Raw genomic sequence first — 12,155 nt, forward strand, 5'->3', positions numbered from 1 at the left:
CTGCCATGCGATCGGAACCCGGCAACCGACACGTGGCGCTCGCCGCCGTCCTGGGTGGCGTGCTGCTCGGCTCTGTCGACTTCCTCTGGATCAAATACCTGCCGTATCCCGTCGGCAACCTGGGCAACTCCAGTGCGGTGTGGGCGGTTGCCGCCTTCTGCTTCGGCTGTTGGGTCCGGAGGGGCCGGCTGCGCGCGGCGATCGGCGCCGCCGTCGGGCTGGTGATCGCGGTACCCAGCTACTACGTCACGGCGGCGCTGGTGCAGGGCGACGACTGGGCGGTGCTGTGGGCACCGACGTCCCTGCTCTGGATGTGCTTCGGTATTCTCGCCGGGGTGCTCTTCGGCATCGCCGGGGTGTGGACGCGCGAACCAGGCTGGCGACAGGTGGTCGGCCCCGCCCTGCCGGCAGCCGTGCTGTTCGCCGAGGCGGGCCTGGAGATCCGCCGGATCGGCGAGCCCAGCTACGGCGACGATCCGATCTGGGACGCCCTGATCAGGATCGCGCTCGGCCTGCTGGTCCTCGCCCTGGCCGGGCGTACGAACCGGCAACGCGCGCTGGCGCTGGTCGCGGCGTTACCGCTGGCGCTCGCGGGGCTGGCGGCATTCCTGCTGGCCGGCTTCCGCTGACCCACCGAGGCGGACCGGCGCCGGCCGCCCGGGCGAGGGCGGCCGGCATTGACGGCTCCCACCACACTGCGTCCCATGGGTGTTCGTACCAGAACCCACGAGGTGACGTTCCCCAACCGTGACGTGCGGCTGGCGGGCACCCTGAGCGCGCCCGCCCAAACCGGACGCTGGCCCGGCATCGTCATGATCGGTGGCTCCGGGCCGGCCGACCGGCACAACGACGTGCTTTTCCCACCGATCCGTCAGCACCTGCACGATGCCGGCATCGCGGTCCTGTCGTACGACAAACGCGGCGTCGGGGCCTCGTCCGGGGACTGGATCGACTCGACGATCGACGACCTGGCGGCCGACGCGGACGCGGCCGTCCGCTTCCTCCGGGCCCAGCCCGCCATCGAGGGGCGGGCCGTGGGCATCTACGGCCACAGCGAGGGTGGGTGGGTCGCGCTACGAGCGGCCGCGGCGCTGGTGCCCGATGCGGCGTTCGTGGTCACGACCGGTTGTCCGGGGATGTCCCCGGCGGTGCAGGACCGCTACGCGCTCACCAATCTGCTGCGCTCCACCAGCGTCGCGGAGGCGGACATCGACCGGGTCATGGCGCTGCACGAGCGGCTCGTGTCGGCCGGGCGACGCGACGCCAGCTTCGCCGAGGCGACCCGGATCGTACGCGCCGAGCTGCCCGCCGGATTTCCCGCGTACTGGCATGACGTGGACGAGCGGCTGTGGGAGTTCATGAAACGCAAGCAGGACCACGACCCGGTTCCCGACCTGGTGCGGCTGCGCTGCCCACTCCTGGCGGCGTTCGGCGGTGCCGACCGGATCGTGCCGGTCGCGGACAGCGTCCGACTGTTCGGCGGCGCGGCCCGTCATCCTGACCGGGACCCGAGGGCGACGCTCACCGTGCAGGTCTTCCCGGGTGCCGATCATCGACTGCTCCGCCCCGACGGCACCTTCGCCGACGGCTACCTGGAGACCCTCGCCGGCTGGATCCTGGCGCGGGTCTGACCCGCCGGGGAACGCGGTTGATTGACGGCGGCACTCAGGCGAGGGACAGGAAGAGCTTCTCCATCTGTTCGAGGTTGGCCTTGCGGTCCTCCCCGGCGGAGCCGCTGACGCACTGTTCCAGCCCGCTCGCGATGATCTTGAATCCGGCCCGGTCCAACGCGCGCGATACCGCCGCCAGTTGGGTCACCACCTCGGCGCAGTCCCGGCCGTCCTCGAGCATGCCGATGACACCGCGAATCTGACCCTCGGCCCGGCGCAGCCGCTTGACCACGTCACCTACCGCGTCCTCGTCGACCTGCATCCCCCACCCCTTCCGCCTCGTCGAACAACAGTACACCCGGGGGTATTTCCCGACCGGTGGTCGAGAGCACCACAGGCGGCCGTTTGCGATTCTCCGATCCCTGGTCAATACTCGGAACCAGATACCCCCCGGGGTATGCCGCCGAAACTCAGGATGGAGTGTTCCGTGACCGCCAGCAGTTCGCCGACCATCGACGTGCCTACCGCACGAGCCCTGATCGCCAACAACCCCGACGTGCTGATCGTCGACGTGCGTACTCCTGGCGAGTTCGAGACCGCACACGTGCCCGCCTCGATCAACCTGCCGCTCGACCAGGTCGACGCGCACCTGGGTCGGATCGTCAACGACGCGGGCGGCCGGATCCTGCTGATGTGTCAGTCCGGCGGCCGGGCCACCGCGGCCTGCGCCCGACTGGCCGGCGCCGGCCTGACCGACGCCACGGTCATCACCGGTGGCATGAACGCCTGGGTCGCCGCGGGCGGACCGGTCGAGCGCGGCCGGCAGCGGTGGAGCCTGGAACGTCAGGTCCGGCTCGTCGCCGGCGGTCTCGTCCTGCTCGCCGTCGTGGCGAGCATCTGGGTGCCCGCCGCCCGGTTCGTGGCCGGCTTCATCGGCGCCGGCCTGACCTTCGCGGCGCTTACCGACACCTGCGCGATGGGCGCGATGCTGTCCCGGCTGCCCTACAACCGCGGCGCCGGTTGTGACGTGGACCAGTCCCTCGCCCGGCTGCGCAACGAGCGGCAGCAGGCATGAACGCTACGGAGTACGTCCGGCAGGACCGCTCCGGCCCGGCCCGGGTGGTGCCCCTGCTCGGGTGGTTGCGCCACTACGACCGCCGTACGCTGCGCCACGACCTGATCGCCGGGGTGACCGTGGCGGTCATGCTGGTCCCGCAGAGCATGGCCTACGCCGCGCTGGCCGGCATGCCCCCGGTCACCGGGCTCTACGCCTCGGTCGTGCCGCTGCTTGTCTACGCGTTGCTGGGCAGCTCCGGATCGCTGGCCGTCGGGCCGGTGGCCATCACCGCGTTGATGACCGGCACCGCGCTGGCTCCCCTGGCCCACGGTGACCCCGCCCGGTACGCGGCCCTCGCCGGCCTGCTCGCGCTGCTGGTCGGCGCGATCCAGGTGCTGATGGGGGTGCTCCGGCTCGGCGCGCTTGTCAACTTCATGTCCCACTCGGTGCTGTCCGGTTTCACCTCCGCCGCCGCGATCGTCATCGCGGCCAGCCAGGTGAAGGACCTGCTCGGACTCGACGCCGGGCGCGCGGAGACGTTCCCGGAGATCGCCGCGTCGATCTGGCGGTCGGTCACCACAGTCCACCCGCTGACGGTCCTGGTCTCCCTGACGAGCGTCGCCGGCCTGCTGCTGCTGCGCCGCTACCTGCCGAAACTGCCAGGCGCCCTGCTCGTGGTGGCGGGCGTCACAGTGGTCAGCGCCGGGTTCTCCCTCGGCACCCAGGGCGTACGGATCCTCACCGAGGTCCCCGGCGGGCTGCCCGCGCCGGCCGTCCCCGCGCTCGGCGGCTCGGACGTGGCGGCGTTGCTGCCGGCGGCCGTGGCGATCGCACTTGTCGCCTACATGGAGGGCATCGCCGTGGCCAAGTCCCTCGCGGCGCGCAGCCGCCAGCAGATCAGCCCCAACCAGGAACTCGCGGCTGTCGGTACGGCAAACGTCGCGGCCGGGCTGTTCCAGGCGTTCCCCGTGGCCGGGGGCTTCTCCCGCAGTGCGGTGAACTTCTCCGCCGGGGCACGCACGCCCGTGGCCAGCGTGGTCACCGCCCTGATGGTGGCTCTGACCGCGGTGTTCCTGACGCCGGCCTTCCACCATCTGCCCAAGGCGGTGCTCGCCGCCATCGTGGTGGTGGCGGTGCTCGGGCTTGTCGACCGCCGGTCGGCGGTGACCGCGTGGCGGACCCGCCGCTCGGACGGCCTGACCCTCGCCCTCACCTTCGTGGTCACCCTGCTGTTCGGGGTCGAGCCAGGTCTCGCCGCCGGCGTGGCCTTCGGCCTGGCGGTGTTCCTGTGGCGCTCCGCCCGGCCGCACCTGGCCGAACTCGGCCGGGTGCCGGGCACGCAGACGTACCGCAACGTGGCGCGCTACACCGGCCTCGTCACCGACCCCCGGGTCGCGATCGTCCGGGTGGACGGACCGCTGTACTTCGCCAACGCCCAGTTCCTGGAGGACCGGCTGCTCAGCCTGGCCGAGCAGCGGCCGGAACTGACGGCACTCGTGCTCGACGCGAGCGCCATGAGCGACACCGATGCCGACGGCGCCCACGCCGTCGCCGAGCTGCGCCAGCGTCTCGCGGCCCGCGGCGTGACGCTGCACCTGGCGACGGTCCGTGGGCCGGTGCGCGACCTGCTCGGCCGGGCCGGCGTGTGGCAGCCGATGCACGGGGACGGCCAGGTGCACGCCGACCTCACCGCCGCGCTGGCGGCCACCGGCGCCGGGGTGGCGCAGCCGGTGGCCGGCACGCCCGCGCGGCCGTCGTCACCACAGGAGGTGTTCTAGCCGTGCCCGACCGGTTCGCCACGTTGCTGAGCTGTATCGACGGCCGCGTCCAGCGCCCCCTCGACGAGTGGGTGAGACGGCATCTCGACGTCGACTACCTCGACACCATCACCGAGCCCGGGCCGGAGGCGGTGCTGGCCACCACCGGCGAGGCCGGACTGGACGCCCTGCTGGACAAGGTGCGGATCTCCCAGCGCGCCCACGGCAGCGCGACCCTTGTCGTCGCCGGGCACTCCGACTGCGCCGGAAACCCGGTGAGCGTGGCCGAGCATCATCGCCACCTGCGTACCGGCCTGTCCCGGTTGGCCGCCCGCCTGCCGGACACCCGCATCCTCGCCGTGCACGCGGGTCACTGCGGCCACCGGTGCTGGGAACCCGAACTCGTCGCGGAGGTGACCCCGCCCGCCACCGGATCGTGAAACTCTGCCCGACACATACCCCCAGGGGTACATAGGAATCGAACCCAGCCAAGGAGGCTGACCGTGCTGTTCACCCAGTACTACCTGGACTGCCTGTCCCAGGCGGCGTACCTGATCGCCGACGACACCACCGGCCGGGCGATCCTGGTCGACCCGCGCCGCGACATCGACGAGTACCTCACCGACGCCCAGGCCCGTGGGCTGACCATCGAGGGCGTCATCAACACCCACTTCCACGCCGACTTCCTCGCCGGCCACCTCGAGGTGGCCGCGGCGACCGGCGCCTGGATCGGCTACGGCCGGCGCGCCGAGACCGAGTACCCGATCCGCAAGCTGAGCGACGGCGACCGGATCAGCCTCGGCCAGGTGACCCTGCAGATCATGGAAACCCCCGGCCACACCCCGGAGTCGGTGAGCGTGCTGGTGTACGAGCACGCCGACGACACCGTCCCGTACGGGGTGTTGACCGGTGACGCGCTGTTCATCGGCGACGTGGGCCGGCCCGACCTGCTCGCCTCGTTCGGCGTGACCGCCGACGAACTCGGCAGCATGCTCTACCACAGCGTGCACCGCAAGCTGATGGCCCTGCCCGATGCGGTACGGGTCTTCCCGGCCCACGGCGCGGGCTCGGCCTGCGGTAAGAACCTGTCGACCGAGCGACAGTCCACGATCGGCGAGCAGCGCCGCACCAACTACGCCTGCGCGCCGATGAGCGAGGAACAGTTCGTCGCCCTGGTCACCGGCGGTCAGCCGGCGGCACCGGGATACTTCGCCTTCGACGCGGTGCTCAACCGCAAGGCCCGCGCGCTGTTCGACCACGCACGCCCGGCCCGACCGCTGACGCCCGCCGAGTTCCTCGCCGCCCGGGCCGACGGCGCCGTCGTGGTCGACACCCGCGACCCGCACGAGTACGCCGCCGGACACCTCCGCGGTGCGATCAACATCCCGGCCGACGGCCGTTTCGCCGAGACCGCCGGCAGCGTCGTCGCGCCCGAGCGCAGCATCCTCGTCGTCGCTCACCAGGGCCGCGAGGAGGAGGTCGTCACCCGCCTCGCCCGGATCGGCTTCGACCACGTCGCCGGGTACCTGTCCGAGCCCGAGGACGCGTTCCTCGAGATGGTCACCGAGCTGACCCCGGCCCGTCGGGTCACCGCCACCGAGCTGCGCGACGCCCTGGACCGGGCCGAGCCGCCGCGCGTCCTCGACGTGCGCAACGCCGGGGAACGCGACAACGGCGCCATCGACGGCTCGCTGCACATTCCGCTTGCCGAACTGCCCCGGCGACTCGACGAGGTGCCCGACGACAAGCCCGTCATCGTGCACTGCGCCGGCGGCTACCGCTCCTCCGTCGCGGCCAGCCTGTTGCGGGCGGCCGGCCGTACCGACGTCGCCGACCTGCTCGGTGGCTACGGCGCCTGGCAGGCGCTGCGGCACCCCACAGCGGCCTGAGCCTCGCCGGTGGGGTGGCCAGCCGCTGCGGCGGTCACCCCACCGGCCGGCCTGCCCGACCCTCAGCTGTGGAGCGTGAGGGCCCGGAGCAGCTCGTCGTTCTCCTCGGGGGTGCCGATCGACAGCCGGACGCCGCCGTCGACCACTCCGCTGCGGTCCCGCAACCTGATGCCCTGCCCGGCCAGCCCGGCGCACAGCCGCTGCGGATCCCCGGTACGAAACAGCAGGAAGTTGGCATCCGAGGGGAGCACCTCGATCACGGTGGGCAGCTGCGCCAAGGCGTGCCGCACCCGGTCCCGTTCGGCGACGATGCGGTCGATGTTGCGCCGCCCGTAGGCGAGGCCCGCGGGCGAGACCGCCGCGCCGATCGCACGGATCGCGGTGACGGTGAGGGGGTACGGCGGCATGATGCGACGGAGCACGCCTACCACCTCCGGATGCGCCAGCGTGATGCCGCAGCGCTCACCGGCCAGGCTGTACTCCTTGGACAGCGAACGCACCACGACGAGATTGGGATGATCGGCGATGTCACAGGCGAGGGACGGCCGACCCGAGTAGTCCAGGTAGAGCTCGTCCACCACCACCATCGCCCGGCCGCGCAGCCGCCCGGCGAGGCGCAGTACGGCCGCCCGGTCCATCAGGTTGGCGGTCGGGTTGTTCGGTGAGCAGACGAAGACGAGCTTGATCCCCGGGTCGGCGTCGCAGGCGGCGAGCATCGCCTCGGTGTCGAGCTGGTAGGACCCGGCCAGCAGCGGCACCTCGGTCACCGAGGCGCCCTGGATGGCCGCGGCCGTCTCGTACATGACGAACGTCGGCGGTGTGCTCAGGATGCCGTCCCGGCCGGCCGCGCAGAACGCCCGGACCAGCAGGTCGATGGCCTCGTCCGCGCCGCGCGACAGGAAGAGCTGCGCCACCGGCAACCCGTAGATCTCGGAGAACCGGCGCAGCAGCGACGGCGGTTGCGGTTCCGGATACCGGTTGAGGCCCTCCTGTTCGGCCCCGCCCGGGTACGGCGGATAGGGGTTCTCGTTCGCGTCGAGATGGATCCGGGCGGCCTGCTCGGCCTCGACCCGCGCCGAACTGTACGGCCGCATCGCGTAGATCTCGGGCCTGACCAACGAAACAATGTCGTCCACGAGCTGCGCGATCCTCTCCGGCCGGGCCGGGTCCGCCCCGGTAGGCGCAGGGTACCGCCCACCGGGGCCGATCTCGTCGGTGCGGGGGCAGGGCCTCCGGCGGGCGGCGGTGCACGTACACGTTCATCGGGTGCCCGCCGTAGCCCTGGGTCTTGAGCTCGCTGCCGTCACCGGCGTGGAATCCGAGCAGCAGGACCCCGCCGGGCCGCAGCACCCGGCGGAACTCGGCAAGGACTGTCGGTATCTCGTCGTCGGGAACGTGGATCAGGGAGAACCAGGCGAGCAGGCCGGTCAGGTGGTCGTCGGCCAGGTCGAGGCCGGTCATGGTGCCTACCTCGAAACGCAGACCGGGGTGATCCCGTCGGGCCACGTCGATCATCTCCGGCGACAGGTCGATGCCGAACGCGTTCAAGCCGACGCTGTGCAGGTGGGCGGTGAGCCGGCCGGGACCGCAGCCGATGTCGGCGACCGGTCCGGGGCCCTGGGCACGGACCAGTTCGGCGAAGAGCGCCAGGATGCCCCGCTGGAACGGCTCGCCGGCCAGCGCGTCACGCAGCAGATCGGCGTAGCTGACCGCCACCGTGTCGTAGGAGGTCCTGGTGTCGTCGAGCCAACCGGGCACACTCATGCGCCGCACGATAGCCCGCCTGCTCGACGGCATCGACCTGGCCGGCGGCACGGTCGAACTGCCGACCAGACCATTGGCTCAGGTGGCGTTGGACCAGGCACGGCTCGACAACACGAGTCGGTAGCCATCCGGATCCTGCACCGTCACCCCCCACCGGTCCCAGTACGCGCTCTGGGTGATCTGCCGGCCGCCGGCCGCCTCCAGCCTGATGATCATGGCCTCGTCGACCGGTGTGGCCAGGTACAGCACGAGCAGGTCCTCGGCCGTCGGCGACGGGAAGGCGTCAAGGTTCGACCCGCCGACGAGCTCGAGGTGCCACGGGGCTTCCGGCCAGCCGAGCATGACCAGGTCATGCTCGTCGGAGGACGCGGCGGTCGCCCGGTAGAGCACGTGCAACCCCAGCCCGTGTACGTAGAACCGTTCGGTGTCCGCCAGGTGCCTGCTGGGTCGGGCGATGCGGATCGCCGCCGTCGGGTTGATCAACTGAAATCGCACCTTCCTTCCGGTTCCCCGACCACGATCCATGCTGAACCGCACTTCAGGTCAACCGGCACATCCGCTGCCGGTACGGACGGACCGTCGCGGTGACCCGCGTCTTCCCGCCGTCGGTCACGGAGAGACGGACCTGCCGTGGGCAGCACGGTTTCTGCCCACAGCGGATCGCTTTGCGTCCGCCGACGACGGTCGGAGATGCTCGGGGTGTGCCTGAGCGGATGGACGTCCTGGTCGGAGATCTGCGCTTCGCACTGCGGGTCTGGCGGGCCGCCGACCAGCACAACCCCCCGGTTGTGCTGCTACCCGCCACCGGCAAGACCGCAGCCGACTGGGATGTGATCGCCTCGGGCCTTCACGGTGAGCGCCCGGTGTACGCCGTCGACCTGCGGGGCCATGGTGACAGTGCCTGGCCCGGCAGCTACCGCATGGATCTGTTCTCACAGGACGTCATCGGCATCCTGGACCAGTTGGACCTCGGCCCGGTGGATCTGGTCGGTCATTCCCTCGGTGGCCTGGTGGCCTGCCGGGTGGCCGCAGCACGGCAGCGACAGGTCCGCAAACTCGTGCTCGAGGACATCGGGTTCCCGCACCCGCGACCGCCGGGACTTCCCGACCGTCCCGAGGGAGAGCTGCCGTTCGACTGGCACATGGTGGAGCAGATCAGGCCCCAGCTCGACGATCCGGATCCAGGCTGGGCCGACATCGTCGGCCGGATCACGGCAGCCACGCTGCTCATCGCCGGTGGAGCCACGAGCCCGGTGCCCCAGCGGCACATCGTCGAACTCGCCCACCGCCTGGCCGACGTCCGGATGACGACGATCAACGCCGGGCACCTGGTTCACGGGACCATGCCGGCCGAGTACCTCAGAGCCCTCGTCGCGTTCCTCGCCGAATGAGCGAGGCCCCGCCGGCACCACCGGCAGGGCCTCCTGCCCCCGCACCTCCCGCCACACCACGGCCGTGTAGCGGTGGGCGGGTCAGGGCACGATCACGACCCCGCCCCGCACGCCGCCTCGGGCCAGCCGCTCATGGGCTGCTGCCGCGTCAGCGAACGGGTAGACCCCGGCGACCCGTAGCGGGATCTCCCCGCGTTCCACACGTTTCACCAACTCGCCCAGCCGGGTGCCGTCCGGCAGCACGTCCAGCGCGTACGTCCGGATTCCCCGCACCGGTTCCGGGCGCAGTGGCGGCGAGGCGGCCACGAAAGCGCCGCCGTCGCGGACCAGGTCCAGCAGCGACGGGCCGACCACGGCCAGGTCGACAACCCCGTCGAAACTGCCGGCCGGCAGCCCGGGCGGACCGTCCGAGCGGGACACGAACGTCGCGCCCTGCGACTCGACGAACTCGCGGTCGTCGACCCCCGCGATTCCGGTGGCGCGCAGGCCGGCGACCCGGGCCAAAGCCAGGGTGAACCCGCCGACCTGCCCGGCGGCGCCGGTGACGAGCACCGACGAGCCTGCGGGGAGGGCGAGAAGGTCGAGCGCCTGGGCGGCGGTGAGGCCGTTCGTCGGCAGGGTCGCGGCCTCGTGGGCGGGAACCCCGTCGGGTGCGGCGGTCAGCCACGCCGCATCGAGGACCACGTACTCCGCGTGCGCGCCGACAGCGGTGCGCAACCAGGGTGAGAAGCCGATGACCCGGTCGTCCACTGTGAAGCCGTCGACCGAGGGACCGACCGCGTCGACAGTCCCCGCCACGTCCCACCCGGGAACGTACGGCAGCCCGACCGGCAGTGGTGCCGGGAACCGACCGGCGCGAACCATGAGATCGACCGGATGCAGTACGGACGCGGCGACCCGTACCCGCACCTGCCCCGGTCCCGGCTGCGGCACCGGCAGATCCGTCACCACGTGCAGCACCTCCGGCCCCCCGAACTGTGCATAGCTGACTGCGCGCATCGCCGCGTCCTTCCACTCAGTGCCGTTGACGCCACCACGGTAGGTATCGTTAGGAACTATCAGTAAGTAGGTACCTGTAAGTGCCTAGGGCACCGGCGAGGTGGTGGAAGATGGCGACGACCGCTGGACAGCGACGGGAACAGGCCAAACGCGACTACGACGCGTTCCTGGCCGCCTGCCCGACCCGGGAACTGCTGAGCACGCTCACCGACAAGTGGGCGGCGCTCGTCATCGCGGCGCTGGCCGGCGGCCCGCAGCGGCACAGCGAACTCGCCCGCCGCATCGCCGGCGTCAGCCAGAAGATGCTCACCCAGACCCTGCGCACACTGGAACGCGACGGTCTGGTCACCCGCACCGTGACCGCCTCGGTGCCAGCCCGCGTCGACTACGAGCTCACCCCGATCGGTCATGACCTGCTCCCGCTGATGGTCGCGATCAAGACCTGGGCGGAGACACACATGGACCGGGTCTTCCAGGCCCGCGCGCAGTTCGACGCCGGTTCCTGACCTCACGTCCGCCAGGGTCACCGCGACCCGAGCAGCCTGCCCGGGTCACCCGCTCGACAGCGGCCAGGAAGCCGAACTCGGTCGCCACGCTCGGTACCACGCTACGGCGGGCGAACCGCCCGATCCACATCCTGATCAACAATGCCGGGGTGATGACACCGCCGAATCGACAGCTCACCGCTGACGGCTTCGAGCTGCAGTTCGGCTGCAACCACCTCGGCCACTTCGCGCTGGTCTCCCACCTGCTGCCCCTGCTGCGGGCCGGACGCGCCCGGGTGACCTCGCAGATCAGCATCGCCGCCAACCAGCACGCCATCAACTGGGACGACCTGAACTGGAAGAAGTCCTACGACAGCTTCCGCGCGTACAGCCAGTCCAAGATCGCGTTCGGCCTGTTCGGGCTCGAACTGGACCGGCGCAGTCAGGCCGAGGGTCCACCGCACTAGTCTGCCGTCATGGCGAGCGCCGAGCTGGATGAGTTGATCGTGGCGGACGCCGACGCGCTGCGCGCCTGGTTGTCGGCCAACCACGCCTCGTCGCCAGGTGTCTGGCTGGCCCTGACCAGGAAGGGCGGCTCGGTCACCACGCTGACCTGGCAGCAGGCGGTCGACGAGGCCCTCTGTTTCGGCTGGATCGACGGGCAGGCCCGCAAGCGGGATCATGAGACCTCCTGGATCCGGTTCACCCCTCGCCGGCCCCGCAGCTCCTGGTCACAACGGAACGTCGCCCACGTCGCCCGGCTGGAGGCGCAGGGGCGGATGCGGCCGGCCGGCCGCGCCGCGGTGGAGGCCGCGAAGGCGGACGGCCGGTGGGCGGCTGCCTACGCGCCGCCCTCGGAGGCCGAGGTGCCCGCCGACCTCCTCGCCGCCATCGCCGCCGACCCCGCCGCCCAGGCCATGTTCGACGTCCTCACCAAGACCAACCGGTTCGCGCTCATCCACCGCGTCAACGGCGTCAAGCGGGCGCAGACCCGCGAGCGGAAGATCAGCGAGTTCGTCGCCATGCTGGCCCGTCACGAGACGATCTATCCGCAGAAGGCCCGGCCCCAGCCCTCGCCGTGATCGACGCCTTGGTCGCCAGATTCGCCCGCTCTGTCCGATGACCGGCGCGCCCGTACGCCGGAGTAGAACTTCTGCGAAAAAATCCTGGCGTACGTGTCGATCGGGGTTGGGTCTTTTCGTA

At 71.3% G+C, this 12,155-nt stretch carries 14 protein-coding genes and 1 pseudogene; 10 read left to right on the forward strand and 5 right to left on the reverse strand.

Annotated elements, in window-relative coordinates:
• Positions 1–5 precede the first annotated feature (5 nt).
• On the forward strand, positions 6–629 hold the full coding sequence (locus CLT74_RS10195; RefSeq protein ID WP_099846329.1) for a DUF6518 family protein: 624 nt from the start codon (positions 6–8) through the stop codon (positions 627–629).
• 75 nt (positions 630–704) lie between these two features.
• Positions 705–1,631: an alpha/beta hydrolase gene (locus tag CLT74_RS10200; RefSeq protein ID WP_099846330.1), complete on the forward strand. Its 927-nt coding sequence runs from the start codon at positions 705–707 to the stop codon at positions 1,629–1,631.
• A 34-nt stretch (positions 1,632–1,665) separates the two neighbouring features.
• Here CLT74_RS10200 and CLT74_RS10205 read toward each other — a convergent pair whose 3' ends face one another.
• Positions 1,666–1,932: a metal-sensitive transcriptional regulator gene (locus CLT74_RS10205; RefSeq protein ID WP_099846331.1), complete on the reverse strand. Its 267-nt coding sequence runs from the start codon at positions 1,930–1,932 to the stop codon at positions 1,666–1,668.
• Positions 1,933–2,097: 165 nt separating this feature from the next.
• Here CLT74_RS10205 and CLT74_RS10210 point away from each other — a divergent pair, with 165 nt between their 5' ends.
• From CLT74_RS10210 to CLT74_RS10225, 4 genes are all read left to right on the forward strand, one after another.
• Entirely contained in the window at positions 2,098–2,685 is a 588-nt protein-coding gene (locus CLT74_RS10210) for a rhodanese-like domain-containing protein (RefSeq protein ID WP_486582210.1), read from the forward strand.
• Positions 2,682–4,445, forward strand: coding sequence for a sulfate permease (locus CLT74_RS10215; protein WP_099846333.1), 1,764 nt, complete (start codon positions 2,682–2,684; stop codon positions 4,443–4,445). The genes CLT74_RS10210 and CLT74_RS10215 overlap by 4 nt, the downstream gene beginning before the upstream one ends.
• Before the next feature lie 2 nt (positions 4,446–4,447).
• Positions 4,448–4,864 (forward strand): carbonic anhydrase, encoded by a 417-nt coding sequence (locus CLT74_RS10220; RefSeq protein ID WP_099846334.1) that lies wholly within the window; start codon positions 4,448–4,450, stop codon positions 4,862–4,864.
• Positions 4,865–4,927: 63 nt separating this feature from the next.
• Positions 4,928–6,313, forward strand: coding sequence for an MBL fold metallo-hydrolase (locus CLT74_RS10225; RefSeq protein ID WP_099846335.1), 1,386 nt, complete (start codon positions 4,928–4,930; stop codon positions 6,311–6,313).
• Between the two features lie 62 nt (positions 6,314–6,375).
• Here the strand turns inward: CLT74_RS10225 and hisC are convergent, their stop codons facing one another.
• The 3 genes and pseudogenes from hisC to CLT74_RS10240 all read right to left on the reverse strand — a co-directional run bounded on the left by hisC (position 6,376) and on the right by CLT74_RS10240 (position 8,572).
• On the reverse strand, positions 6,376–7,449 hold the full coding sequence (gene hisC / locus CLT74_RS10230) for a histidinol-phosphate transaminase (RefSeq protein WP_099846336.1): 1,074 nt from the start codon (positions 7,447–7,449) through the stop codon (positions 6,376–6,378).
• Position 7,450: 1 nt separating this feature from the next.
• Positions 7,451–8,077: pseudogene (locus tag CLT74_RS10235) on the reverse strand (class I SAM-dependent methyltransferase); the annotation flags it as partial.
• A gap of 78 nt (positions 8,078–8,155) precedes the next feature.
• Positions 8,156–8,572 (reverse strand): VOC family protein, encoded by a 417-nt coding sequence (locus tag CLT74_RS10240; RefSeq protein ID WP_486582212.1) that lies wholly within the window; start codon positions 8,570–8,572, stop codon positions 8,156–8,158.
• A 206-nt stretch (positions 8,573–8,778) separates the two neighbouring features.
• Between CLT74_RS10240 and CLT74_RS10245 the strand changes: the two genes are divergently transcribed.
• On the forward strand, positions 8,779–9,468 hold the full coding sequence (locus CLT74_RS10245; protein ID WP_099846337.1) for an alpha/beta hydrolase: 690 nt from the start codon (positions 8,779–8,781) through the stop codon (positions 9,466–9,468).
• An 81-nt stretch (positions 9,469–9,549) separates the two neighbouring features.
• Here CLT74_RS10245 and CLT74_RS10250 read toward each other — a convergent pair whose 3' ends face one another.
• Positions 9,550–10,467, reverse strand: a complete 918-nt coding sequence (locus tag CLT74_RS10250) for an NADP-dependent oxidoreductase (protein WP_099846338.1) — start codon at positions 10,465–10,467, stop codon at positions 9,550–9,552.
• Positions 10,468–10,577: 110 nt separating this feature from the next.
• On the opposite strand from CLT74_RS10250, the gene CLT74_RS10255 reads away from it, so the two are divergent.
• The 3 genes from CLT74_RS10255 to CLT74_RS10265 are packed head-to-tail and all read left to right on the forward strand — an operon-like array spanning position 10,578 to position 12,034.
• Positions 10,578–10,973, forward strand: coding sequence for a winged helix-turn-helix transcriptional regulator (locus CLT74_RS10255; protein ID WP_099846339.1), 396 nt, complete (start codon positions 10,578–10,580; stop codon positions 10,971–10,973).
• Positions 10,970–11,419 (forward strand): SDR family NAD(P)-dependent oxidoreductase, encoded by a 450-nt coding sequence (locus CLT74_RS10260; RefSeq protein WP_486582715.1) that lies wholly within the window; start codon positions 10,970–10,972, stop codon positions 11,417–11,419. Before CLT74_RS10255 ends, CLT74_RS10260 begins: the two co-directional genes overlap by 4 nt.
• 9 nt (positions 11,420–11,428) lie before the next feature.
• On the forward strand, positions 11,429–12,034 hold the full coding sequence (locus tag CLT74_RS10265) for a YdeI/OmpD-associated family protein (RefSeq protein ID WP_099846340.1): 606 nt from the start codon (positions 11,429–11,431) through the stop codon (positions 12,032–12,034).
• Positions 12,035–12,155 lie beyond the last annotated feature (121 nt).

Source organism: Verrucosispora sp. CNZ293, assembly GCF_002754655.1.